At 71.1% G+C, this 25,077-nt stretch carries 21 protein-coding genes; 4 read left to right on the top strand and 17 right to left on the bottom strand.

The features are described 5' to 3' along the window. Positions 1 to 34: 34 nt before the first annotated feature. From HNR28_RS09745 to HNR28_RS09800, 11 genes are all read right to left on the bottom strand, one after another. Positions 35 to 1,150, bottom strand: coding sequence for a hypothetical protein (locus HNR28_RS09745; protein WP_151024661.1), 1,116 nt, complete (start codon positions 1,148 to 1,150; stop codon positions 35 to 37). After that, positions 1,147 to 2,841: an ATPase, T2SS/T4P/T4SS family gene (locus HNR28_RS09750; protein WP_043681848.1), complete on the bottom strand. Its 1,695-nt coding sequence runs from the start codon at positions 2,839 to 2,841 to the stop codon at positions 1,147 to 1,149. The genes HNR28_RS09745 and HNR28_RS09750 overlap by 4 nt, the downstream gene beginning before the upstream one ends. After that, positions 2,838 to 3,365 carry a hypothetical protein gene (locus HNR28_RS09755; protein WP_184142823.1) on the bottom strand — a complete coding sequence of 176 codons (528 nt, stop codon included), beginning with the start codon at positions 3,363 to 3,365 and terminating at the stop codon, positions 2,838 to 2,840. The genes HNR28_RS09750 and HNR28_RS09755 overlap by 4 nt, the downstream gene beginning before the upstream one ends. 13 nt (positions 3,366 to 3,378) lie before the next feature. Further along, positions 3,379 to 4,653, bottom strand: coding sequence for a hypothetical protein (locus tag HNR28_RS09760; protein ID WP_184142826.1), 1,275 nt, complete (start codon positions 4,651 to 4,653; stop codon positions 3,379 to 3,381). A 1-nt stretch (position 4,654) separates the two neighbouring features. Then, a complete protein-coding gene (locus HNR28_RS09765; protein WP_151025654.1) occupies positions 4,655 to 6,253 on the bottom strand; it encodes a hypothetical protein in 1,599 nt (532 codons plus the stop codon). Then, complete coding sequence (locus tag HNR28_RS18850) at positions 6,250 to 7,386, bottom strand: TrbG/VirB9 family P-type conjugative transfer protein (RefSeq protein WP_409364708.1); 1,137 nt, start codon at positions 7,384 to 7,386, stop codon at positions 6,250 to 6,252. The genes HNR28_RS09765 and HNR28_RS18850 overlap by 4 nt, the downstream gene beginning before the upstream one ends. A gap of 307 nt (positions 7,387 to 7,693) precedes the next feature. After that, entirely contained in the window at positions 7,694 to 9,007 is a 1,314-nt protein-coding gene (locus tag HNR28_RS09780; RefSeq protein ID WP_043681839.1) for an extracellular solute-binding protein, read from the bottom strand. Between the two features lie 6 nt (positions 9,008 to 9,013). Further along, the gene (locus tag HNR28_RS09785; RefSeq protein WP_043681837.1) at positions 9,014 to 10,267 is read right to left on the bottom strand and encodes a D-amino acid dehydrogenase; all 1,254 of its coding nucleotides are present in this window, start codon (positions 10,265 to 10,267) and stop codon (positions 9,014 to 9,016) included. A gap of 189 nt (positions 10,268 to 10,456) precedes the next feature. Then, a complete protein-coding gene (locus tag HNR28_RS09790; protein ID WP_151023809.1) occupies positions 10,457 to 11,503 on the bottom strand; it encodes a CDP-6-deoxy-delta-3,4-glucoseen reductase in 1,047 nt (348 codons plus the stop codon). Positions 11,504 to 11,545: 42 nt separating this feature from the next. Further along, the gene (gene parC / locus HNR28_RS09795; protein WP_151023808.1) at positions 11,546 to 13,870 is read right to left on the bottom strand and encodes a DNA topoisomerase IV subunit A; all 2,325 of its coding nucleotides are present in this window, start codon (positions 13,868 to 13,870) and stop codon (positions 11,546 to 11,548) included. A 9-nt stretch (positions 13,871 to 13,879) separates the two neighbouring features. Continuing rightward, positions 13,880 to 15,841 (bottom strand): DNA topoisomerase IV subunit B, encoded by a 1,962-nt coding sequence (locus HNR28_RS09800; RefSeq protein ID WP_276808435.1) that lies wholly within the window; start codon positions 15,839 to 15,841, stop codon positions 13,880 to 13,882. Between the two features lie 149 nt (positions 15,842 to 15,990). Between HNR28_RS09800 and trxA the strand changes: the two genes are divergently transcribed. From trxA to gdhA, 3 genes are all read left to right on the top strand, one after another. Continuing rightward, on the top strand, positions 15,991 to 16,317 hold the full coding sequence (gene trxA / locus HNR28_RS09805) for a thioredoxin TrxA (RefSeq protein ID WP_043681826.1): 327 nt from the start codon (positions 15,991 to 15,993) through the stop codon (positions 16,315 to 16,317). 99 nt (positions 16,318 to 16,416) lie between these two features. Next, complete coding sequence (gene rho, locus HNR28_RS09810; protein ID WP_043681821.1) at positions 16,417 to 17,673, top strand: transcription termination factor Rho; 1,257 nt, start codon at positions 16,417 to 16,419, stop codon at positions 17,671 to 17,673. A 19-nt stretch (positions 17,674 to 17,692) separates the two neighbouring features. Continuing rightward, positions 17,693 to 19,033: an NADP-specific glutamate dehydrogenase gene (gdhA, locus tag HNR28_RS09815; RefSeq protein ID WP_043681817.1), complete on the top strand. Its 1,341-nt coding sequence runs from the start codon at positions 17,693 to 17,695 to the stop codon at positions 19,031 to 19,033. 71 nt (positions 19,034 to 19,104) lie between these two features. Here gdhA and HNR28_RS09820 read toward each other — a convergent pair whose 3' ends face one another. From HNR28_RS09820 to HNR28_RS09845, 6 genes are all read right to left on the bottom strand, one after another. Further along, complete coding sequence (locus tag HNR28_RS09820) at positions 19,105 to 19,926, bottom strand: amino acid ABC transporter ATP-binding protein (RefSeq protein WP_151023807.1); 822 nt, start codon at positions 19,924 to 19,926, stop codon at positions 19,105 to 19,107. Between the two features lie 24 nt (positions 19,927 to 19,950). Beyond that, positions 19,951 to 20,667, bottom strand: a complete 717-nt coding sequence (locus HNR28_RS09825) for an ABC transporter permease (protein WP_043681814.1) — start codon at positions 20,665 to 20,667, stop codon at positions 19,951 to 19,953. Positions 20,668 to 20,672: 5 nt separating this feature from the next. Then, complete coding sequence (locus tag HNR28_RS09830; RefSeq protein ID WP_043681811.1) at positions 20,673 to 21,386, bottom strand: ABC transporter permease; 714 nt, start codon at positions 21,384 to 21,386, stop codon at positions 20,673 to 20,675. A 72-nt stretch (positions 21,387 to 21,458) separates the two neighbouring features. Beyond that, positions 21,459 to 22,223 carry a transporter substrate-binding domain-containing protein gene (locus HNR28_RS09835; protein WP_151023806.1) on the bottom strand — a complete coding sequence of 255 codons (765 nt, stop codon included), beginning with the start codon at positions 22,221 to 22,223 and terminating at the stop codon, positions 21,459 to 21,461. Between the two features lie 86 nt (positions 22,224 to 22,309). Then, the gene (gene rocF, locus HNR28_RS09840) at positions 22,310 to 23,245 is read right to left on the bottom strand and encodes an arginase (RefSeq protein ID WP_409360329.1); all 936 of its coding nucleotides are present in this window, start codon (positions 23,243 to 23,245) and stop codon (positions 22,310 to 22,312) included. A 16-nt stretch (positions 23,246 to 23,261) separates the two neighbouring features. Continuing rightward, entirely contained in the window at positions 23,262 to 24,353 is a 1,092-nt protein-coding gene (locus HNR28_RS09845; protein ID WP_151023805.1) for an ornithine cyclodeaminase, read from the bottom strand. Positions 24,354 to 24,639: 286 nt separating this feature from the next. Between HNR28_RS09845 and HNR28_RS09850 the strand changes: the two genes are divergently transcribed. Then, the gene (locus HNR28_RS09850) at positions 24,640 to 25,065 is read left to right on the top strand and encodes an Lrp/AsnC family transcriptional regulator (protein ID WP_043681802.1); all 426 of its coding nucleotides are present in this window, start codon (positions 24,640 to 24,642) and stop codon (positions 25,063 to 25,065) included. Positions 25,066 to 25,077: the final 12 nt, after the last annotated feature.

Genomic DNA, 25,077 nt, shown 5'->3' on the forward strand with positions numbered 1-25,077 from the left:
CCCGCTCCCGGAGCCGGGTGAAACGGGCCGGCCCTCAGGAGCCGGCATGAAACATCATCCAGCCGCGCCGCAGCTCGTCGAGCGCGGCGTAGTGCCACAGGCCGATGCCCAGCACGACCGCCACCCCGAGCAGCAGCGCCGTCCAGCGCAGCGCCAGGGCCTGGGTGCGCACGCGGTCCAGCCAGCGGCCGGCCATGCGCCCATGGGCGGCCTGCAATGCGGACTGCAGCCCGCGCGCGGCGGCCATGTCCTCCAGATACCAGTACAGGTCGCGGTCCAGCAGCCCGGTGTCGAAGGCCGCCGCGCCGGCCAGCCCCTGGTCGATGCGGTCGGCGATGCGCGCCAGATGCGCGCCCAGCCAGGGGCCGGCGTCTTCCAGGAACAGCAGGACCACCGGCCGCAGCTGGGTCGAACCGCCCGCGCCGGGCTGAAGCAGGATCGAAATCAGCGCCAGCAGGCGCAGCGCCTGGACCTGGCGGTACAGGCGCCAGGGCCCGTGGCGGTCCAGGCGGCGGCGCAGCGGCCCGCGCCAGCGCGGCAGGGAATACAGGGCCGCCGCCAGCAGCACGCAGAGCGCGGCCGGCAGCCAGCCGCCCCAGGTGCGCAGCCAGTCCGCGCCGGCGAACAGCGCGCGCGACCAGTCGCCCAGGTAGGCGGGCGGCAGGCCCTGGAAGGCCTGCCGCAGGGCCGGCACCGTCCAGCGCGGCAAGGCGAGCAGCAGCAGGCTGGCCGTCAGCAGGGCCGCGGCGGCCGAGCCCAGCGTGGCCCAGAGCATGCGCCGCGCCTGGATCAGCAGCGCCAGGTGGCCGGCCAGGGCCTGGAAGCACGCCAGCAGCCGCGCATTGCCATAGGCCTGGGCCGTCCGCACCAGGGCCAGTTCGTCCGCGGGGAAGCAGCCCAGCCAGGTGGCGTGCAGATCGCCGCCGCTCGCCTCGCAGGCCCGCGCCCAGGTGCGCGACAGGCGCCCGCGCACCGTGCCGGGGCCATGGCGCGCGGCATCCCGGTCGAAGAGTTCGCGCACCGTCAGGCGGCCCTGGGCACCCAGCAGCACCGCCTGGAGGTAGTCGAAATAATCCGCGCGTCCGCCGGCGAAGCGCCAGGCATCCAGCCGCAGGCGCAGCCGCGCCAGCATCGCCCGCACCCGCATCATCGGCGCGCTCCCGGCCGGGGCGGCGCGGCGCAGCCGGCCGGCAGCCGCCCCTGGCGCAGCAGCAGGGTCTCGAAGGCCATGAAGCGCACTTCGACGTCGCGCGGATCCACCAGGCCGGCGGCGGCCTTTTCCATGGCGTGCGCCATGGCGCTGGCGTGCGGATCGGGCACGTGGCCGCTGCCGCCGGCGGCGCCCGGCAGGCCGGGCTCCAGGCATTCGGCGGCCACGGTCCGGCCTTCGTAGCCGAAGAGCTCCGGCAGCGCGGCGCGGCGGCAGCGCGCGCAGCCGTCCGGGTTGCGCAGGCGCAGCGCCGCGGGATCGACGTCCCAGGCCAGCCCGATCCAGCCGAGCCAGCGGCGCCAGTACGCGGCGTCGCCGCCCGGCTCCTGCCGCACGAGTTCGGCCGCGCCGGCCGGCACCGCGCAGTCCGCGCACAGCCGCGGCAGCAGCGCCTGGTAGACGAGCAGTTTCAGGATGCCGGGCATGGCGAGGAAATCGCGCGGCACGGCGATGAAATCGGAAGCCAGGCGGTCGACGATGGCGCGCGCCGAGGGCGCGTGCACGGTGGTGTAGACGTTGACGCCGGAGCCCGCCAGGTCCATGAAGGCCAGGCCGCTCTCGGCATCGCGGATCTCGCCGAGCAGCACGTCGGTCATGGCCGAACGCTTCAGGGTGCGCAGCTTGGCGGCGTAGCGGCCATGCGCCTGCTGGTCCAGGTCGCGGCCGATGGTGTTCTGCACCGCGCGGTCGATCCGGTATTCCACCGGCTCCTCCAGGGTGATGATCTTGCGGTGCGCCGGCAGGCCGCGGATCAGGGTCGCCAGCGTGGTCGATTTGCCCGAGCCCACGGTACCCGCGAACACCAGCGCCCCGCCTTCGGATTTCAGCACCCGCTCGAAGCAGGCCACCTGGTCGGCCCGGTAGCCGAGCGCGGCCAGCGTGGCGGGGCCGGGCCCGGCGTCGCGCGACAGGAAACGCAGGCAGACGCTGGGGCCGCGGTCGGCGGCCAGCGAGGCCCAGCGCAAGGTGTAGGCCCGGCCGTCCACGCGGCGCAGCAGGCTGCCCTGCTGCTCCAGCAGCGGATCGAAGACCGCGCCGTTGCCGCCCTGGATGTCCATCCAGGCCACGGCCAGCACGTCGCGCAGCAGCCCGGTGGGCATGTGGCGGAAGCGCTCCGGCGCGACGTAGCGGCCGGCCACGGTATAGCGGACTTCGGATTCCGCCGCGTCGCGGTGGATGTTCAGGTGCAGGTCCGTCGCCCCCTGGCGCACGCCCCATTCGACCAGATCCTGGAATACCCCGGCCAGGGCGGTCGGCGTGCGGTCTCCGCCCTGCGCCAGCGCCGCCGCGCCGCCCTCGCGCGACAGGGCCAGCAGCAGGGCCGCCGGCAGCACATAGCGGGCCGGCTCGGACAGGAGGCGCCCGGCCGCCCGCAGGCGCCGCTCCAGCGCATCGGCCTGGTCGCTGCCGACGTATTCCGCCCGCGCCAGCAAGGTGACGCTGCCGTCGGCCCGCTCCACCGGGCAGATGCGGTCCGCGAGCGCCTGGACGCCCAGGTCGCGCGCCAGCACGCGCCGCAGCGCCGGCCGCAGCATCGACAGCTGGCCGGGGTGGTCGATCACGCCGGCACGGGCCGGATCGAAGGGCGGCTGGGGCTCGGCCAGCGCCAGGGCGGAGGACCAGGGCTTCATGGCCGCACCTCGCCCAGCAGCATGCGCAGACACAGGGAATGGCGGTCCTCGCCGCGTTCGAGCTGGACGCAGGCACCGTTCATGCCGCGCAGCTGGTAGACGCCGCGATCCCCGACATGGCCGGCCGGCCAGGCCTGGCCGCGCACGTAGAGATAGGCCCGGCGGCCCACCTGGACTTCGGCCATCAGGGCCTGGCCGACCCCGTACAGGGCCACCAGGCGGGGTTCCAGCACGGGCCGCACGCCCGCGCCCGGGTCCGGGCCGGCGCCGCCGTCCGGCCGCCCCGCGGCGGCGCCGGAGGCGGCGCGCAGCGCATCCCGCAAGTCCTGCTGCATCAGTTCGCGCACCGACTGGGTTTCCCAGCGGGACTGGGGGTCCTCCGGCGCGGGATCGGCCACGGACGGTTCGGCGGCCGGCCCCGCGCCCGCCAGCGGCTGCGCTCCGGCCGGCGGCGGCATGCCCCATGCCAGCGCCAGCCACAGCCCCACGGCCGCCCGGTACGGCCCCGTTCGGGACCTGCTCATCCCGCGCGCGAATTCACGACCGGTTTTCATAGACGGTTCCTTCGAGATGCAGCATCAGACGGCTGGCGCGCACGTCGGGCCGGGCACCGGGCGCCAGAGTCAGGGCGGCCTTGTGCCAGGAAACGGCCCGGGCCAGCGGCACCAGCAGCGCGCCCGAACGCAAGGGGCCTTCGACCCGCAAGGCGCGCACGGACAGCCGGGGGAAATCCTCGGGCAGGGGCGGCTCCCGGCCCTGGGCGTCGCGTGGCGCCGGCACCGTCAGCGGGCGGCCCGCGTCCAGCCGCAGCACGGGGAAGGCCGGCAGCACCGCCTGGAGGGCGCTGGCCCAGTCGCGCGCCAGCAGGCCGGCGCGCGGCAGGCTGCGCGGTTCGGGGCGCCGGCCCGGCAGGGACAGGGTCCAGGCGGCGCGGGCGATGTCCAGCGAGGGGAAATCCAGCCGCCAGTCGGCGGGAGCGGCCCGCAGCAGGGCGCGGTTGTCGGCCAGGCGCCCCTGGCGGCGGTATTCGCCCACGCACTGCCAGAGCGCGCCGTCCGGCCGGGGCTGACAGCGCAGTTCGTGCAGGGACCAGCCGCCGAGCCGCGCCGGCTGGCGGTACAGGGCGTCCAGCAGCGCCCGGGTGCCGGCCTCGCCATGGAGCGGGCGGCTGGCCAGCGTGCGCTCCAGCGCCGCGTGCCAGTCGGCCCGCGCATCGGGATCGGGCGCCGCGGCCGCATCCGCGGGGCCGCCCCAGCGCAGCCAGCCGGCCGCTCCCAGGCCCGCCGCCAGGACGAGCAGCGCCAGCCGCCGGCCGCGCCGCCGCACCGGTTCCAGGGGACGCCGGCCCGCCGCTTCGCCCGCCAGCGCCTCCAGCAGCCCGGGCGCCCCCGCGCCCGCGCCGGCATGCGCCGCGAGCAGTTGCAGTTTCGGATGCGCCTGGCGCAGGGCCTCGATCGCCTCGCCGGCCAGATCCGCGTCGGGATAGGCGCGGTCGGCCCGCGCCAGGGCGACGCCCTCGTGCGCGGCCAGCACGTGGCAGGTGCCGTCGTCGAGCGGCAGCACGCAGGCCACGGTGCCGCGCGGATGGCGGCGCGCCAACAGGTCCGCCGCCGACCAGCAGGCCAGGCCGGCGGGCAGGCCGCGCGCCAGGCCCAGCGCGGCGGGCGGATCGCCCGACACCACCCGGTGGGAAGCCCCCTGGCGGCGCGCCTGCGCGCGGGCGGCCTCCGGATCGCCCAGCAGCGGCACCCAGTCCAGCCCGAAGGCCAGCGGCACCCGGTCCACCCAGACGAGACGAGCGGTGCGCGCCATGTCAGAGTCCTTCCTCGACCTGGGCGGTGATGATCAGCACCGTGGTCAGCCGCTGGGTGCTGAGCTGGTTGCCGCCGCCGAGCAGCGCCGGCACGCCCGGATTCAGGCGGCGTTCGGCGGATTCGGCGGTCTGCCGGTCGAAGCCCGACACCACCAGCGGCTGGCCCGGCTGCAAGGCCAGCTGCTGCACCGTGCCGTTGCCTTCGATGGTGAGCTGCTGCAGATGCAAGGGATGGTCCTTGTCGCCAAAGGTGACGGTCTTGAGGGGCTGGGCCACGGTGTTGTCGTAGGCCAGCGACAGCAGGATCCGGCCGTCTTCCTGGGCGTCGGGCACCAGGGTCAGCAGGGAGCCGACGGTCTCGGCCTTCTGGTTGACGGACACGGCCGGCACCGCCAGGCCGGTGGCGCCGGAGACCGGCGTGGTCTCGATGCGGTCGATGTACGAGAACGTCGTCCGCACGGCGTGCGAGACCGGCCGCCGGTTCAGGCCCAGGATGGGCACGCTGCTGCGCCGCACGAGCTGGACGGATTCGCCCAGGGCGCGGATGACGGCTTCGCTGCCCGAAAACGGCCCCCGGACGATGTCCACCCCCAGCTGTCCGCCGGTGCCGCCGCCCAGGGCCGGCACCGCCAGCCCGGCGGCCAGGCGGGCGCCGGAGAAGACCAGGTTCCAGTCGATGCCGGCCTGGGCCTGCTCGCTCAGGGCCACGGTCAGCTCCTCGAAGATCAGGCGCACGCGCCGCGTCAGGGCCCGGTTTTCCCGATCCAGGTAGCGGGCGATGCGGTCCAGCACGTCGGGCGTGTCGGTGACCACGACGGACGCCCCGGCGCCCGGCTCGGCCACCAGCACGCCGGCCCGGGACAGGAACGGCTCGATCCGTGCGCGGATGGTCTTCATCACGTCCTGGTCGCCGCCGCTCAGGCGGGTGCCCGAGGCGCTGACGAAGCCGCCTTCGGACGCATCCCGCCCCTGCCCCAGCGAGGCCTGCACGCGCGCGTCGAGCGTGAGCGCCTGGACGTCGAAGACGCGGGTGTCGGTGCGGAAGAATTCGATGCGGTCCCGCTCGTAGCGCCAGCGCACCCCCAGATGCGCGCACAGGCGATCCAGGGTCTGCGGCAGGGGCGCCGGGCCGTCGGCCAGATCGAAGGGCTCGGGCGGATCGGCGGCCGCGGCGCCCTGCCCCGCCTCGCCCGCCAGCCGCGGCAGGAAGAACCCGGACGGCAGCAGGGCGTCGGGACGCACGTGGACCGGGATGCCGGTGACGGCGGCGATGCGCCGCGCGATGCGGCGCAGGTCGTCGGTGCCGTCGGCGAACAGCAGGGTGGTGCGCACGCGGGCGCGCAGGGGCGCGGGCAGCGTCAGCTCGCGGGCCAGCGGCTGCGCCCGCCCGGCCACCCAGGGCCGCTCGATGTCCTGGGCGGCGCGGCGCGCGTCGGCATCGACGGCGGCGCGGGAAAACCGGCCATGTTCCCCGGACGCGGTGTCGCCCGCCTGGCGGAAATCGTCCGCCGCCTGGCGCAGGCGTTCGGAGAAGGCGCAGCCGGACAGCCCCAGGCACAGGCACAGGAGGGCCGGCCCGAACCGGCGGGATGTCGTCATGACTCGGCTCCCGGCGCCCGCGTGCGGTCGCAGCGCTGCGCCAGCGGCACCACGCGCAGGACCCGGTTGGCGTAGAAGCAGGGCTGGACCGGGCGGTCGCCGAGCTCGGTGGCGGACAGCAGGCCGCGCACGGCCGCGCGGAACGAATCGCCAAAGACGGCGGAGCCCGCCAGGGGAATGTCGGCATCGACGTCCCAGTGCTCCGGCTCGAAGGTCCAGCCCGCGGCATGCGCCCAGCGCCCCAGCGCCCGCCGGACGTTGCCGTCGGCCGGCGTGACCTCGAAAGACACGGCGGACCCCCTGGCCGGCGCCCGGGCGGCGGATGCGGCCACGGCCGGCGCGGCGCCCGCGTCCCCGGACGAGGCACCCCCGGCCAGGACCGGCCCCGCAGGCGGCGCGGGCGGCGCGGGCGGATTCGGCGGCACGGGCGGCACGGGCGGCAGCGGGAATGGCGGCGGCGCGGGGCGCGGCGTGGGCATCGGCAGATGCGCCACCGGCGACCCGGCCGTCCGGCCCCGCATCGGGTCCCGTATCTGCGCCTGCATCCGGTCCGGCGCCTGCTCGCGTGTCCGCTCCTTCATCGAGCCCGGCATCGAACCCGGCATCGGATCCTGCACCGAGCCCCGTATCCGGTCCGTTCCCGCGCCGCCGGCATGCGCCGCGAAAACCGGCTCGGAGCCCACCGGCGCGGGCATGGACGAGGCGCCCTCTGGCGCGGACACGGCCGGAGCGGCCTCCGGCGCCGCCCCCGCGCCGCGCCAGGCCTCGGCCCACGACAGGCCACCGCGCAGCACGATGCGCTCGGGCACGCCGCTCAGGACCAGGTAGTCCCGCTCGCGCCGGGGCCGCAGCAGCCGGTCGCCCCGGGCGGTGCGCTCGAACACGGCGGGGGCCGGCTGGTCCGCCGGATACTGCAGCCAGGTCTCGCGCCCGTCGTCGAAGACCTGCAGCGGTGCAAGCGCCGGATCGCCCGCGATGCGCCAGTCGAAGCGGTAGACGCCGGGCGGATTCGCCAGCCCCGCCAGATCGCGCCACCAGGCGCCGTCCGCCGGGGCGGCGCAGCCCCCCAGCCCGGCCAGCCCCGCCAGCAGCAGCCCCGCACGCCCCATCCTGACACGCCTCATCCTGATCATGGTTTCCCTCCGGCGACACCGCGGTCGTGAATCACGGTGTCCATGGTGGCGTGCTCCGACGCGGGCCGCCAGACTGGGAAATACGAACGGACGAAAAGGTCCGCCCCCGGGACCGTGCCGTGAAATCGGCGCGGCCTCCGGGGGCGGAGGACGTCAGAAAGCGGGAACTTCGGCGGCCCCGGCAGTCATGCCGGAGCCGGGATCGCCGAAGCCGGAACCAGAATCGAAACCGGAGCCGAAGGCCGGAGCCGGGCCCGGACCGGCCCCGGCGATCACGCCGAAGCCAGGCCCCGCGCCGGCGCCGCGATCAGCGCTGGCGCACCAGGTTGTTGGCCTCCAGCGCCGCCGTCTTCAGGGCGGTGACGGCAGGCTGCTGGCCGCTCAGGGCGGAATCCAGGATCTGCTGGAAGCGCGAACGGATGGCCGGATAGTTGTGGATGCGGAAGCCCTGGGCCGTCAGGACGGACTTGCCGCTGTAGACGGCCACCAGATCGCGCCACTGGCCGAGGTTGGCGTAGTAGCTGGCGGGCGTGGCGTCGAACGCGGCCTGGGTCAGCGGCAGGAAGCCGGTCTGCTGGTACCAGCGCGCCGCCTGCTCGGGCTGCGACAGCCAGCCCAGGAAGGCGGCCGTGGCATCGGTGACGGGCTTGGCGGTCTTCATGACCCACAGGCCCGCGCCGCTGACGAAGGGGTTGCCGGGGGTGCGCGTGACTTCGGGGTAGTACGGCAGGCCGGACACCGCGTAACGCAGCTTGCGCTGGCCGAGGAATTCGCCGATGTGGCCGGAGCTGGACATCAGCACGGCGCATTCGCCCTGGGCGAAGCGGCTGACGGAGCGCATGCCGGCGTCCGGGCGCACCATGATCTCGGAGCGCACCCAGCTGATCATCAGCGCCAGGTGGCGCACGTAGGTGGAATCGAAGGAGAAGCTGGGCAGGCCCTTGGCCTTCAGGCCGTTGTCGGCGCTGGCGTAGAGCTGGTTGTTGACCGCCGCCAGGTTTTCCAGGTTGATCGACACCGGCAGGTCGGAGGTGAGCGGGCACTTGCGCGAGCCGTTGTTGGCCAGGGTGACGAGCTGGCCCTGCAGCTCCATCCAGGTGCGCTGCGGCACGGCGGGCGTCAGCTTGGCCTTCTTGAAGGCGTCCTGGTTGTAGTACATGACGGGGATTTCCAGCATGTACGGGAAGGCCATGAGCTGCCCCTTGGCGTCATGGATGAAGGCGTTGTCCGGGGACACGAACCAGCGCGTGTTCTTCAGCGCCGAGGACTTCTGCAGCGCGTGGAACGGCTGCACGTAGCTGCGCTGGGCGATGTCTTCCAGCGTGTGGCTGTCGCCGATCTGCGCCAGGGCGGGCAGGCTCTTGGACTGGGCGGCGGCGCCCAGCGCCTGGTCGAGCGCCTCGGGCGTGTCGAAGGCGCGCACCACGACCTTCACGTCGGACTGGCTGCGGTTGTAGGCCTTGACCAGATCCTGGAAGGTCTCGGCGTTGTGGCCCTTGAGGGTGTGCCAGACCGGCACTTCGGTCGCCGCCCAGGCGGGCGCGGTCGCAACAGCGGCCGCGAGCAGCCAGACAGCGCGCATCCCCGGGCGCAAGATGCCGGAGCCGGAAGGAAAATTCATGATGTTTCAATCCAAAAAGGGAAAGTCGATATCCGGCGTCCTGCCGGACACCAGGTCGGCCAGCACCCTGCCGGAACCCGCCCCCATGGTCCAGCCGAGGCTGCCATGGCCCGTGTTCAGGTAGAGATTGCGTATGCGGGTACGGCCGATGAGGGGGACGTTGGAAGGCGTCGTGGGCCGCAGGCCGGACCAGAACTGAACATTAGCAAAATCGAGGGCGCTTGGGAACAGGGCGCGGGCGTGCTCGACCAGCCGATTGCAACGTCCGGTATCGAGGGCGCGGGAATAGCCGCCGATCTCGGCCGTGCCCGCCATGCGCAGACGGTCGCCCAGGCGCGAGAAGACGATCTTGGCTTCCTGGTCGACCAGGCTCACCATGGGTGCGGCCGCCGGGTCGCGCAGGCGGAAGGTCGCGGAATAGCCCTTGGCCGGCCAGACCGGGCAGGACAGGCCCAGCGGCGCCGTCAGCTCGGGCGTGAAGCTGCCCAGGGCCAGCACGTAGGCGTCGGCCTGCAGGGGCCGGAAATAGCCGTCGGGCTCGATCAGTTCGGCCACGGAGATGCGCCCGTCCACGGGCACCAGCCGGTTCACCCGGGTGCCGTAGCGGAAGACGACGCCCGCGTCCCGCGCCCGTTCGGCCAGGGCGCGGGTGAACAGGTGCACGTCGCCCGACTCGTCGTCCGCCGTGAAGTCGCCGCCGACGATCGGATCCCGCGACGCCGCCAGGGCCGGTTCGATGCGCAGGACCTCGGCCGCGTCGACGATGCGCCGGTCCACGCCCAGTTCGCGCATGCGCGCGGCGCTGGCGCGGGCGTACTCGAATTCGCGCGGATCGCGGTAGAAGGCGAGGATGCCGCGTTCGAGGTGGTCGTATTCGATGCCCAGTTCCGCGCGCAGTCCGCGCAGCGTGGCGCGGCTGTACTGCGCCAGGGCCACCATGGCGCGCAGGTTCGCCGCGAAGCGCGGCCCGCGGCATTCGTTGAGGAAGCGCGCGCACCACAGCCACTGGCGCGGATCGAGGCGCGGCGACACGCGCAGCGGCGCGTCGGCGCGCCCGAGCCAGCGCAGCACCTTGCGCAGCGTGTGCGCGCTGGCCCAGGGCTCGGCGTAGCAGACGGAGATCTGCCCGCCGTTGGCCCGGCTGGTCTCCAGGGCCGCGCCCGGCCGGCGCTCGACGACCTCGACCTCGTGGCCGGCGCGCGCCAGCCACCACGCGCTGGACACCCCGATGATGCCCGCGCCGAAGACGGCGACTTTCATCGCAGGACCGCTCCAAGATGAAAGGCGCCCCCCCTGGGGGGATGAGCCCGGACACAGGGCAGTCCTTGAGGACTGTCCTGCGCCTGGCGAATCCGAGCGGCATGCAGGCCACGAGGTGGACAGCAAGCCGCAGGCGCAGCGTGGGGGGTATTTTTCATCGCAGGACCGCTCCAGGATGAAAGGCGCCCCTCATGCTTCGACCCTCGCCAGGTCCGCCGCCGAGGTGAAGGCGTCGGCGTGGAAGGCCTCGGGCGGCAGCCCGCACTGCTGCACGAAATCGCGGCGCGCGGCCTCGACCATGGCGGGCGCGCCGCAGGCATAGACCTGGTGGCCGGACAGGTCGGGCAGGTCGTCCATGACCGCCTGGTGCACCCAGCCCGTGCGCCCCGTCCAGCCGTCGCCGGGCGCGGCCTCGGACAGGACCGGCACGAAGCGGAAGCCCGGCAGGCGCTCGCGCCATGCGAGCGCCAGGTCCCGCCGGTACAGGTCGGCGGGGCGGCGTCCGCCCCAGTACAGCGTCGCCGGGCGCGTGTCGCCGCGCTCCAGCATGCCTTCGATCATGGCCTGGATGGGGGCGAAGCCCGTGCCGCTGGCGAGGAAGACGATCGGCCGCGGGTCGTCGGGATCCAGGAAGAACGAACCCAGCGGGCCTTCGATGCGCAGGATCTCGCGCGGCTTGAGCGGCTCGGCGCCCGCGCCGAAGACCCGGCTGGTGAACAGGCCGCCGGGCATGTGGCGCACGTGCAGGCGCACCCGGTGGTCGTCGGCCCGGGCGCAGGCCATGGAATAGCTGCGCCGGCTGCCGTCCTTGAGGATGAATTCCAGGTACTGGCCGGGCTGGAAGCGGAAGGCCTCGGCCGAGGGCAGCTGCAGGGTGATCTCCATCACGTCGGGCGCCAGGGGCTCCAGGGACAGCACCCGCACGGGCATCTTGCGCACCACGATGTCGTCGGCCATGCGGACCTCGCGGGCCTCGATCACCAGGTCGGAGGACGGGCGCGCCTGGCACAGCAGGGTATGCCCCCGGGCCAGGTCGGCCGCGTCCAGGATGCGGGCCGGCGCCGGCCCCGCGTCGTATTCGCCCGAGACCACCCGCCCCTCGCAGGTGGAGCAGGTGCCGTTGCGGCAGCTGTAGGGCAGGACGATGCCGGCCGCCAGGGCGGCATCCAGGACCGTCTGCCCCGGCTCGACCGTGAATGCCCGGTTGGCCGGCAGCACCGTGACCTTGAAGCTCATGATGTGGATTCCATCGGCGTGTTGCAGTGCAGGAACCCTATTCTAGTCCCCCGCCCCGCCCCCCGCTCCCGGCCAGAGGCTGGGCTGCTTGATCTTGACGTCCAGCAGGCGGCCCTTGCGCGCCCGCCGGCCGGCGTACTGGGCGAGTTCCTCGGGCGTCAGGACCAGCTCCGTGTCGCGCGCCCGGTAGATGCCGCGCAGCACCACGCCCGAGGCGCCCACGCCGGCCCACTGGGCGATGCGGTCGTCCTCGTCCAGTCCCATCAGGATGGTGCCGCGCCCGCCGCTCGCCAGGGTCTTGAGCTCGTCGAGCGCCACCACCAGGAACTTGCCCTTGCGGCTGAGCAGGGCCACGGCCGTGTCGTCCGGACGCAACAGCAGCGGCTTGAGCAGCGTGTCGCCCTTGTCCAGCGTGATGAACTGCTTGCCGGCGTGCTGGCGGGTGGACAGGTCGCCGATCCGCGCCAGGAAGCCGTAGCCGGACGCCGCGCCCAGCAGCACCCGCCGGTCGGGCGCGCCCGCCAGCATGTGGACGATGCGGCTGCCCGGCTCCAGGCCGATCATCGAGGTCACCGGCTGCCCGTCGCCGCGCGCCGACGGCAGGCTGGCCACCGCGATGCTGTAGGAGCGGCCGGTGCTGGACAGGGCCATGAGCTCGTGCGTGCTGCGGCATTCGATGGCGTCGTAGAGCGAATCGCCGGTCTTGAAGCCGAACTGCGCCGGATCGTGGCCGTGCCCCTGACGGGCGCGCAGCCAGCCCTTCTGGGACACCACCACCGTGACGGGTTCGTCCACCACCTGGGTTTCCAGGACGGCGCGCTCGGCCGGCTCGATCAGCGTGCGGCGGTCGTCGCCGTACTGCTTGGCGTCGGCCTCGATCTCGCGGATCATCAGGCGCTTGAAGGCGGCGGGATCGTCCAGCAGCTCCTGCAGCGCCAGTTGGTCCGCGCGCTTCTGCGCCAGTTCCTGCTCGATGCGGATGCCTTCCAGCCGGGCCAGCTGGCGCAGGCGCATTTCCAGGATGTCGTCGGCCTGGCGCTCGGTGAGGCGGAAGCGCTCCATCAGCGCCGCGCGGGGATCGTCCGCCTCGCGGATGGTGCGGATGACCTCGTCCACGTTCAGGTAGACGATGCTGCGGCCTTCCAGGATGTGGATGCGGTCCAGCACCTTGTCCAGGCGGTGGCGGGTGCGCCGCGTGACCGTCCCGGCGCGGAAGGCCAGCCAGGACTCCAGGATCTGGCGCAGGCTGCGCTGGCCCGGGCGCCCGTCGGTGTCGATGCACACCAGGTTCACCGGCACGTTGCCTTCCAGGCCGGTGCGCACCAGCAGCATGTTGACGAACTCGTCGCGGTCGATGCGGCTGGTCTTGGGCTCGAAGACCAGCCGCACGGGGTCCTGCTTGCCGGATTCGTCGCGTACCGAATCCAGCATGCCCAGCACCAGCGCCTTGGTCTGCTGCTGCTCGGCCGACAGGGACTTCTTGCCGGCGCGCGGCTTGGGATTGGTCAGGTCCTCGATGGTCTCCAGGATCTTCTGGGCCGAGGCGCCGGGCGGCAGTTCGGTGACCACCAGCTGCCACTGGCCGCGCGCCATGTCCTCGAAGTGCCAGCGCGCGCGGGCCTTCAGCGTGCCGCGGCCGCTGGCGTAGATCTGGGCGATGTCCCCGGGCGGCGTGATGATCTGGCCGCCGCCGGGAAAGTCCGGCCCCGGCACGCGGGCGTACAGGTCTTCGTCGGGCAGGCCCGGCTTGCGCAGCAGGGCCACGCAGGCGTCGGCGACCTCGCGCAGGTTGTGCGAGGGGATCTCCGTGGCCATGCCCACCGCGATGCCCGAGGCGCCGTTCAGCAGCACGACGGGCAGGCGCGCCGGCAGGCACACGGGCTCCTGCTGGCTGCCGTCGTAGTTGGCCGCGAAATCGACCGTGCCCTCGTCCAGCTCGTCGAGCAGCAGCCGGGAGAACGGCGTCAGGCGGGCCTCGGTGTAGCGCATGGCGGCGGCGTTGTCGCCGTCGCGCGAGCCGAAGTTGCCCTGCCCGTCGATCAGCGGATAGCGCAGGGCGAAGTCCTGCGCCATGCGCACCATGGCGTCGTAGGCCGCCTGGTCGCCGTGCGGATGGTATTTGCCCAGCACGTCGCCCACCACGCGGGCGGACTTCACGGGCCGCGCCTGCGGCCCCAGGCCCATGGCGTCCATGGCGTACAGGATGCGCCGCTGCACCGGCTTCTGGCCGTCGGACACCTCCGGCAGCGCGCGGCCGCGCACCACCGACACGGCGTAGTCCAGGTAGGCCTGCTCGGCGTAGCACGCCAGCACCAGGCCGTCGTCGTCCCCGCCGTTCGATTCACTCCGATTCAGATCCAGATCCATTCCCGTTCCTCAAACGTCCACGTCGGCCAGATTGCCTTTTTCTTCCAGCCAGCCGCGCCGCTGCGCGGCCTCGCCGCGCGCCATCAGCATGTCGAACATGCGCGCCGAGGCGGTCAGGCCCTCGTCGCCGTGGCGCACCCGCGCCAGGCGGCGGGTATCCGGGTTCAGCGTCGTGTCCCAGAGCTGCTCGGCGTTCATCTCGCCCAGGCCCTTGAAGCGGCTGATGCGCCAGCCGCCTTCGCGCAGGCCCTCGCCGCGCAGCTTGTCCAGCACCGCGTCCAGCTCCGCCTGGTCCAGGCAGTAGAGCTTGCGCGCCGGGCGCTTGCCGGCCGCCGGCACGTCCACGCGAAACAGCGGCGGACGGGCGATGTAGACGTGCCCGGCCTCGATCAGGCGCGGGAAATGGCGCAGGAACAGGGTCAGCAGCAGCACCTGGATGTGCGCGCCGTCCACGTCCGCGTCCGACAGGATGCAGATGCGGCCGTAGCGCAGGCCCGAGAGGTCGGCCTCCTGGCCGGGCCCATGCGGATCGACGCCGATGGCCACGGAGATGTCGTGGATCTCCTGGTTGGCGAACAGCCGGTCGCGCTCGACTTCCCAGGCGTTCAGGATCTTGCCGCGCAGCGGCAGGATGGCCTGGAATTCCTTGTCGCGGCCCATCTTGGCCGAGCCGCCCGCCGAATCGCCCTCGACCAGGAAGACCTCGGTGCGGTTCACGTCCGTCGATTCGCAGTCGGTGAGCTTGCCCGGCAGCACGGCCACCCCCGAACCCTTGCGCTTCTCGACCTTGCGCGCGGCGCGTGAACGGGCCTGCGCCTGGCCGATGGCCAGCTCGGCGATCCTGCGGCCGTATTCCACATTGGCGTGCAGCCAGAGCTCCAGCGCGTTGCGCAGGAACCCGCCCACCAGGCGCACCGCGTCGCGGCTGTTCAGGCGCTCCTTGATCTGGCCCTGGAACTGCGGATCCAGGATCTTGGCCGACAGGATGAAGCTGGCGCGCGCGTACACGTCCTCGGGCAGCAGGCGGATGCCCTTGGGCAGCAGGTTGTGCAGCTCGGCGAAGGACTTGACGGCGTTGAACAGGCCTTCGCGCAGGCCCGATTCGTGGGTGCCGCCGGCCGGCGTGGCGATCAGGTTGACGTAGGACTCACGCACCACCGGGCCGTCCTCGGTCCAGGCCACGACCCACTGGGCGCCCTCGCCCGGCGCGTACTGCTCGTCGTCCGGCCCCGCGTACTGCGCGCCCTCGAAGGGCGGCGCCAGGGTCGGCGCGCCGCCCAGGGCTTCGCCCAGGTAGCCGCGCAGGCCCGATTCGTAATGCCATTCGCGCCGCTGGCCGGATTTTTCCAGCGTCAGCGTCACCCGCGTGCCCGGCAGCAGCACCGCCTTGCTGCGCAGCGCGTGCTCCAGGTCGCCCAGCGGCACCTGGGCCTGGTCGAAGTAGCGCGCATCCGGCCAGACCCGCACGCGGGTGCCGGAGCGCCGCCGCCCGACGCTGCCCACTCGGGCGAGCGGCTCGATCACGTTCCCGTCGGCGAAGACGATGCGCCATTCGCCGCCGTCGCGCCAGACGGTGACTTCCAGCCGCGTGGACAGGGCGTTGGTGACCGACACCCCCACGCCGTGCAGGCCGCCGGAAAAGGCGTAGGCGCCGCCGTCGGCCTTGCTGAACTTGCCGCCCGCGTGCAGCCGGGTGAAGACCAGCTCGACCACGGGCGCGTGTTCCTCGGGGTGCTCGCCCACCGGAATGCCGCGCCCGTCGTCCTCGACCGTCAGGCTGCCGTCGGCGTGCAGCACGACGGCGATTTCGCGGGCGTACCCGGCCAGCGCCTCGTCGGCGGCGTTGTCCACGACTTCCTGGACGATGTGCAGCGGATTGTCGGTGCGCGTGTACATCCCGGGCCGCTGGCGCACGGGCTCCAGGCCCTTGAGGACGCGGATCGACGACTCGTCGTAGCGTGCGGTGCTCAATGTTTTCCGTCCGTCTGTGTGGTTCAAAAGACGCCTATTTTACGGAGAATTAATGGTATGCTTATCGCCATTGGACCGACGCGCCCTTCCTCCGGGCGGTTTCATTCCGGTCCGCCGTCTTCTCTTATCCTCGCATCCGCGCACACGACATGAGTGACTCCATCAAGCACGTCAGCGACGCGTCCTTTTCGGGCGACGTGCTCCAATCCAGCCTGCCCGTTCTGGTCGACTACTGGGCCGAATGGTGTGGCCCCTGCAAAATGGTCGCCCCCCTGCTCGACGAAGCCGCCGCCCAGTACAAGGGCCGCGTCACCATCGCCAAGCTGAACGTCGACGAAAACCCCGACAGCGCGGCCAAGTACGGCATCCGCGGCATCCCCACCCTGATGCTGTTCAAGGACGGCAAGGTCGCCGCCACCAAGGTCGGCGCCCTGTCCCGCGCGCAGCTCCAGGCATTCCTCGACGAAGCCCTCTGACCTTCCCCCTCCATCCGCTTTGATTCCGCGCGCGAACCCGGTCCCGGGTTCGCCAGCCATCCGACGACCTCCACTTTCCTTCCCTCTCCCCTCTTTCCCATGCACCTGAACGAACTCAAAGCGCTGCACGTTTCGCAGCTGCTCGAAATGGCCGCCGGTCTCGAGATCGAAAACGCCAATCGGCTGCGCAAACAGGAACTGATGTTTGCGATCATGAAACGGCGGGCCAAGCAGGGCGAGCAGATCTTCGGCGACGGGGTCCTGGAAGTCCTGCCCGACGGCTTCGGTTTCCTGCGCTCGCCGGAAACGTCCTATCTGGCCAGCACCGACGACATCTACATCTCGCCCTCGCAGATCCGGCGCTTCAACCTGCACACCGGCGACTCCATCGAAGGCGAAGTCCGCACGCCCAAGGACGGCGAACGCTACTTCGCCCTGGTCAAGGTGGACAAGGTCAACGGCACGGTCCCGGAAGCCATCAAGCACCGGATCATGTTCGAGAACCTGACGCCGCTGCACCCCGACGAGCCGCTGGTGCTCGAGCGCGACATCAAGAGCAAGGAAAACATCACCGGGCGCATCATGGACATCTTCGCGCCCATCGGCAAGGGCCAGCGCGCGCTGATCGTCGCCAGCCCGAAGTCCGGCAAGACCGTGATCATGCAGCACATCGCGCATGCCATCACGGACAACTACCCCGACGCCGTGATGATCGTGCTGCTGGTGGACGAGCGCCCCGAGGAAGTCACCGAAATGCAGCGCACCGTGCGCGGCGAGGTCGTGGCCTCCACCTTCGACGAGCCGGCCACGCGCCACGTCCAGGTCGCCGAAATGGTCATCGAAAAGGCCAAGCGCCTGGTCGAAATGAAGAAGGACGTGGTCATCCTGCTGGATTCGATCACCCGCCTGGCGCGCGCCTACAACACCGTGGTGCCGGCCTCCGGCAAGGTCCTGACCGGCGGGGTGGACGCCAACGCCCTGCAGCGCCCCAAGCGCTTCTTCGGCGCGGCGCGCAACCTGGAGGAAGGCGGCTCCCTGACGATCATCGGCACGGCCCTGATCGAAACCGGCAGCCGCATGGACGAGGTGATCTACGAAGAATTCAAGGGCACCGGCAATTCCGAGGTGCACCTGGAGCGCCGACTGGCCGAGAAACGCATCTACCCGGCCATCAACCTGAACAAATCCGGCACGCGTCGCGAAGAGCTCCTGATCAAGCCCGAGCTTCTACAGAAGATCTGGGTACTGCGCAAGTTCATCCACGACATGGATGACGTTGACGCCATGGAATTCATCCTGGACAAAATCCGGGCCACCAAAAACAACGCCGAATTTTTTGACATGATGAAGAAATAAGCACAAGCGAGCACTTTTGATGACACTTCCTTCCGTCGATCAGTTCCTAACCCGGGTCCAGTCACGGGACCCGCACCAACCCGAATTCATGCAGGCCGTGAAAGAAGTCATGCACAGCCTGTGGCCCTTCATCCAGCAGAATCCGCGCTACGCCAGCCAGGCCCTGCTCGAGCGGCTCGTCGAACCCGAGCGCGCCCTGCAGTTCCGCATCAGCTGGATGGACGACGCCGGCCGGATCCAGGTCAACCGGGGCTTCCGCATCCAGCACAGTTCGGCCATCGGCCCCTACAAGGGCGGCATGCGGTTCCACCCGTCGGTGAATCTCTCCATCCTGAAGTTCCTGGCCTTCGAGCAGACCTTCAAGAACGCGCTGACCACCCTGCCCATGGGCGGCGGCAAGGGCGGCTCCGACTTCGATCCCAAGGGCAAGTCCGACGCCGAGGTCATGCGCTTCTGCCAGGCCCTGATGATCGAGCTGCACCGCCACCTGGGTCCGGACACGGACGTGCCGGCCGGCGACATCGGCGTGGGCGCGCGCGAGGTCGGCTTCATGGCCGGCATGATGAAGAAGCTGTCCAACCAGAGCGGCTGCGTCTTCACCGGCAAGGGCCTGACCTTCGGCGGCAGCCTGATCCGCCCCGAGGCCACCGGCTACGGCACGGTCTATTTCGCGGAAGAAATGCTCCGGCACGCCGGCCAGTCGCTCGAAGGCTACACGGTCTCGGTCTCGGGCTCGGGCAACGTGGCGCAATACACCATCGAGAAATGCCTGCAGCTGGGCGCCAAGGTCGTCACGGTGTCCGACTCCCACGGCTGCGTGGTGGATCCGGCGGGCTTCACGGCGGAAAAGCTGGCGGCCCTGATCGAGCTGAAGAACGAAAAGCGCGGCCGCGTCGAGGAATACGCCCGGCAGTTCGGCCTGACCTACGAAGCCGGCAAGCGCCCCTGGCACGTGCCCGTGGACGTGGCCCTGCCCTGCGCGACGCAGAACGAACTCGAGATCGAAGACGCCCGCACCCTGATCGCCAACGGCGTGCGCTGCGTGGCCGAAGGCGCCAACATGCCCTCCACCATCGAGGCGGCCGAAGCCTTCATCGCGGCCGGCGTGCTGTACGCGCCCGGCAAGGCGAGCAATGCCGGCGGCGTGGCCGTGTCGGGCCTGGAAATGAGCCAGAACGCCCAGCGCCTGCACTGGACCCGCGAGGAAGTCGACGCCAAGCTGCACGCCATCATGCGCGACATCCACGAAAACTGCGTGCGCTACGGCAGCCAGGACAAGTCCGTCAACTACCTGAACGGCGCCAACATCGCCGGCTTCGTGAAGGTGGCCGACGCCATGCTGGCCCAAGGGGTGTACTGATGACGCATCGGATGGTCGTCCCCCACCCATGAAAAAAGCTCCTTCGGGAGCTTTTTTCATGGCGCGGGCCCTCACGCCAGGATCTGCCGCAGGAAGGCCCGCGCCCGATCGCTGCGCGGGCGGGTGAAGAACGCGGCCGGATCGCCGTCCTCGACGATGCGGCCCTCGTCCAGGAACAGCACGCGGCCGGCCACCTGGCGCGCGAAGCCCATCTCGTGCGTCACGCACAGCATCGTCACGCCGCTGTCGGCCAGCTGCACCATCACGTCCAGCACCTCCTTCACCATCTCGGGATCGAGGGCGGCCGTGGGCTCGTCGAACAGGATGATCTTCGGCTCCATGCACAGCGCGCGGGCGATCGCCACGCGCTGCTGCTGGCCGCCGGAAAGCTGGGCCGGGTACTTGTGCAGGTGCGCCCGCATGCCGACCTTGTCCAGGAAATGGCAGGCGCGCTCCTGCGCCTCCCGGCGCCGCAGTCCGCGCACCGACAGGGGTGCCAGGGTGCAGTTGTCCATCACCGTCAGGTGGGGGAACAGATTGAAGTGCTGGAACACCATGCCGACGTCCCGCAGGACCGGCGCCGCCTGGGACGCGGCCCCCATGATGTCGGCGCCCAGGACCTCGATGCGGCCGTGCTGGGCTTCTTCCAGCCGGTTGATGCAGCGGATCAGCGAGGACTTGCCCGAGCCCGAGGGCCCGCACAGGACGACCCGGTCGCCCTGGCGGACGCGCAGGTCGATGTCCCGCAGGGCGTGGTAGTCGCCGTACCATTTGTTCAGGCCCCGGATGTCGATGACGGCGGGCGCGTCCTCGGCCCGGGGGGCGTCGATGACGGCGGGCGCGTCCTCGGCCCGGGGATGTTGCAGATAGCGGTGCTGGAGGGGAGCATTCATGGCGATTCGGTCCTTAGTCGGGGCTCAGCGGCCCAGGTGGCGGGACAGGCGTCCCTCCATGATCCGCAGCGTGCGCCGCAACACCTCGACGATGAGCAGGTACAGCGCCGCGGCCCAGAGATAGATCTCGAAATCGAAGGTCCTGGAATAGGCCAGCTTGGTGACGCCCATCACGTCGTAGACGGTGACCAGGGAGGCGATCGCGCTGGCCTTGACCAGCAGGATCATTTCGTTGCCCAGCGGCCCGATGGCGATGCGCATGGACTGCGGCAGGATCACGCGCAGGAAGGACTGCGCGGGCCCCAGGCCGAGCGCCCGGCAGGCTTCCTTCTGCCCCGCGGGAATGGCCAGCAGGCTGCCGCGGAAGATCTCGGCCTGATAGGCCGCCGTGTTCAGGCTGAAGGCCAGCAGCGCGCACCACCAGGGATCGCGGAAGAACCACCACAGGTCGATCGCCTGCCAGAAGCCGCGAAAGGCGCTCATGCCGTAGTACAGCAGGAACAGTTGCGCGAGCAGCGGCGAACCGCGGAAGAAATAGACGTAGCCGCGGCTCAGTCCGCGGACCAGGCGATGGCGCGACAGCCGCCCCAGCACCAGCAGCCAGCCCAGCAGCCACCCCAGCGCGAAGGACAGCGCCACCAGCTTGAGCGTGATCCAGAAACCCCCGAGCATGCGCGCGCCGTAGGTTTCCAGCAGGGCGGGATCGAGGAGACGGGGTAGGAGGCTCGTGACGGATTCCATGGCGGTCAGGCCCTGTGCAGGTGGCGCGAGAAGTGGTGCTCGGCGCGGGAGAAGAGCAGGCCCGAGGCCGCCGAGAGGATCAGGTAGAGCACGCAGGCCGCGCTGTAGAACAGCACGGGCTCGCGCGTCGCCGTGACGGCCTGGCTGGTCTGGCGCATGATGTCCGCCAGCGAGATGGTCGAGACCAGCGAAGTGTCCTTCAGCAGGGTGAGCCAGTTGTTGGTCAGGCCCGGCAAGGCCACCCGCATCAGCTGGGGAAACGTCACCCGCCGCAGCGTGGTCCAGCGCGACAGGCCCAGCGCCCGCGCCGCCTCGCCCTGGCCCGCCGGAATGGCCTTGAAAGCGCCCAGCCAGACTTCGCTGGAAAAGGCGGCCAGCACCAGGCTGAAGGCCACCACGCCGGCGACGAAGGCGTTGACGACGATGCCGCCCTCGTAGCCGAAATGGCGCATCAGCCTTTCGGCTGCGATCTGGCTGCCGTAGTACACCAGGAACAGCGTCAGCAGTTCGGGCAGGCCGCGGAACACGGTCGAGAACACCGTGGCCGACAGGCGCGCGGCGGCATGCCGCGACTGGCTGCCCAGCGCCACCAGCAGGCCCAGCGGGAAGCCGAAGGGCACGCAGCACAGCGCCAGCAGGATCGTGACCAGGGTGCCGGCCAGCAGGGCGTCGCCCCATCCGCTCTCGCCCCAGGACAGCAATTGCAATAAATCGAGCATGGAAGCATCGGCCCTGGCCGGGCCGCTCCGTGTGGATCATGCAAAAGGCGGCGCGCGCCGCCTGCCGGGGGGTCAGTAGATGTCGAGGCCGAAGTAGCGCTGCGAGATCCGCTGATAGGAGCCGTCGGCGCGGATCGCCAGGATGGCCTCGTCCAGGCGGGTGCGCAGGGCGTCGTCGCCCTTGCGCACCGCGATGGCGATGTCGTCCATGGTGCCCGGCAGATCGCCCAGCAGCCTGCAGCAGTCATGGCTGCGCTTGCGCATCCATTCGATCAGGGGATACTTGTCGTGCACCAGCGCGTCCAGGCGGCCGCTGGCCAGGTCGCTGCCCGCCTCGTCGGCCGTCGGGTACAGGCGCACTTCGGCGCCGGCCTTGCCGTAGACGTCCTCGGCGTACATGCCGGGGGTGCTGGAGGACTGGGCCCCGACCACCTTGCCCTTGAAGGCCGCCGCATCCAGGCTGCCGGCCTCGGCATCGCGCGGCACGGCCACCGACATCGAGGTGCGGTAGTAGCGGCCGGTGAAATCGACCTGCTCGGCGCGCTCCTTCGTGACCGCCATGGACGAGATGATGGCGTCGAACTTGCGCGCCATCAGGGCCGGGATGATGCCGTCCCAGTCCTGCGCGATGAACTCGCATTCGACCTGCATCTGCCTGCACAGGGCGTTGGCGATGTCGATGTCGAAGCCGACGTAGCCGCCCTTGGCGCTGGGCGCGCTGAAGGGCGGATAGGCGGCCTCCAGGCCGACGCGCAGGGTTTCGGCCTGCGCCGGGCCGCCGGCCCCCAGGCCGCAGGCCAGCATCAGCGCCGCGGCCAGCGTCTTCAGGTTCTTCATGGGTATGTCTCCTGTCTTTTTTATGGAAGGGGATGAAAAGGCATGGAAGAAGGCCCGCGGGGCGGCCGTGCGCCCCGCGGGCGGGATCAGGATGTCGGCGGCTTCTCCCGCACCAGGGTGCTCTTGCCGAACAGGCTTTCGACCATCTGCACCGCCGCCTCGGCGGTGCCGTTGCGCACGTCCAGCGCCGGATTCAGCTCGACGATGTCCAGCGAGGCGACCTGGCCGGTGTCGGCCAGCATCTCCATGCACAGCTGGGCCTCGCGCCAGGTGGGGCCGCCCTGCACCGTGGTGCCCACGCCGGGCGCGTAGGACGGGTCGAGGAAATCCACGTCGAAGCTGACGTGGACGTGGGCGTCCCGCGGCAGGTCCGCCAGCGCCGCCTGCATCACCGCCCGCATCCCGATCTCGTCGATCATGCGCATGTCGTAGACGTCCAGGCCCTGCTCGTGGACGAACAGGCGCTCCTCGCGGTCCACGCTGCGGATGCCGATCATGCGCAGGTCGCGGGTCCGCAGCGCGGGGCCCGCGCCGCCCAGGTTCACGAGCGCGTCCGGCCCGAAGCCGCACAGGCAGGCGACCGGCATGCCGTGCACGTTTCCGCTGGGCGTCAGGCGCGCCGTGTTGAAATCCGTATGGGCGTCCAGCCAGAACACCCGCAGGGGACGCCCCCCGCGGCGGCAGTGGCGCGCCACCGCGCCCACCGAGCCCACGCCCAGGCAGTGATCGCCGCCCAGCATCACGGGCATGCGGCCCGCCTGCAGCTGTGCCGTCACGGCATCGAACACGGCGCGGTTCCACTGCAGCACCTCGGGCAGATGCCGGTAGCCGTCGAGCGGCGGCTGCCAGGGATTGAAAGGGCCGCCCAGGTTGCCGGTGTCCTCCACGCGCAGCCCCTGCCGGGCAAGGGCGCGCGCCAGGCCGGCCACGCGCAGGGCCTCCGGCCCCATGGACGCGCCGCGCACGCCCGCCCCGACATCGGTCGGCACGCCGATCAGGGCCGCCACTTTTTCCGTCATCATGGTGCTCCGCGAGCGTTCAGGCTTCGTGCGGACATGCCAGCGCCGCCTCGTCCGCCCGCGCTTCGGCGCCCCGCGGCGCCGGGCCGGCGTCCAGGCGCCGCATGGCGCCGAACAGGTCCTTCGGGTCCCCGGCTTCCGGGACCAGCTCGAAGGCGCGGCCGATCCCGAGCGCACGCGCCTGGTCCCACAGGAAGCGCAGGGCGGAGAAATCCTCCAGCGCGAAGCCCACGGAATCGAACACGGTGATCTCGTCGCCGGAACGCCGCCCGGGGCGCCGCCCCGCCAGGACTTCCCAGAGCGGGACCACGGGGTAATCGGCGGACATCTGCTGGATCTCGCCCTCGATCCGGGACTGGGGCTCGAATTCCACGAAGGTCGTGGCGCGCGTCAGGATGTCGGCGTGCAGCTCGGTCTTGCCCGGACAGTCGCCGCCCACGGCATTGACGTGCACGCCCGGCCCGACCATGTCGGGCGTCAGGATCAGGGCATTGGTCTTGTCGGCCGTGGCGGTCGTGACGATGTCCGCCCCGGCCACGGCCTCGCGGGCGCTGCGCACCGGCCGGACCTCCAGGCCCGGAACGCCGGCCAGGTTGCGCACCAGCTTGCGGGTGGCCTCGGGATCGACGTCGTAGACCCTGAGGACGTCGATGCCCAGCAGATGATGGAACGCCAGCGCCTGGAATTCGCTCTGGGCGCCATTGCCGATCAGCGCCATGACGCGGGCGTCGCGGCGCGCCAGCACGCGGGCGGCCACGACCGAGGTGGCGGCCGTGCGCAGGGCGGTCGTCAGCGTCAGTTCGCTCAGCAGCAGCGGCAGGCCGGTGCCGACCTCGGCCAGGGCGCCGAAGGCCATCACGGTGGGCAGACCCTGGACGGGGTTGTACGGATGGCCGTTGACGAACTTGAAGGCATAGCGGTCCGCGTCGGCCGTGGGCATGAGCTCGATCACGCCGACCGCCGAGTGGCTGGCCACGCGGGCCGTCTTTTCAAACGATTCCCAGCGCACGAAATCGTCCTGGATGTAGCGGGACAGCAGGTCCAGCGCCTTGCGGACGGTCAGGCGGCCGACCAGCGTGGATACGTCGGTCGTCGTCAGCATCAATGCCATGATGGGGTCTCCTTGTCTGATTATCGTGTCCGTGCCCGCCGCCGGAGCGCCGCGCCGGACCGGCTGCCGATGCGCCGCGGGCCGCGGGGGCCGGCGGGACCGGAAGCCTGGCCGGGGCGCTCCCGGTGGGGCTGGACTCATTATTCTCGATGGGGAGGCCAATTCATAGCGTCAATTTTCTACAATAAATGATAGTATTTTGAACAGTTTTTATATTTGTGCTGACAATTCCATCAAAACGATCGCAATGGCCATGACCCTCACGGCGATCGCAACGAGGCCTGCCATGGATTCCCTCGATCACCAGATCCTTTCCTACCTGCGCGGCGACGCGCGCATCTCGGTCGCCACGCTGGCCAAGAAGCTGGGCGTCTCGCGCGGCACCATCTGCAACCGCATCGCCCGCATGGAGCGCGACCACGTCATCCTGGGCTATACCGTGCGGGTGCGGCCCGATTCGCAGCCGCAGGAAATCGTCGCGTGGATGAGCATCGCCATCGAGGGCCACGAGGCCTCGCGCATCATCCATGCCCTCTCGGGCGAGCCGGCGGTCTGGGCGCTGCACGACACCAACGGCCGCTGGGACCTGCTGGCGGAACTCCGCGTCACCAACATCGCCCAGCTCTCCGAGGCGCTGGAGCACATCCGGCTGATCAAGGGCATTTCGGCCACCGAGACCAGCCTGCACCTGAAGACCCTGCAGCTGCACTGAGCGCGCGCCGCG

This window comes from Castellaniella defragrans (assembly GCF_014203015.1).
GTDB lineage: Bacteria > Pseudomonadota > Gammaproteobacteria > Burkholderiales > Burkholderiaceae_B > Castellaniella > Castellaniella defragrans.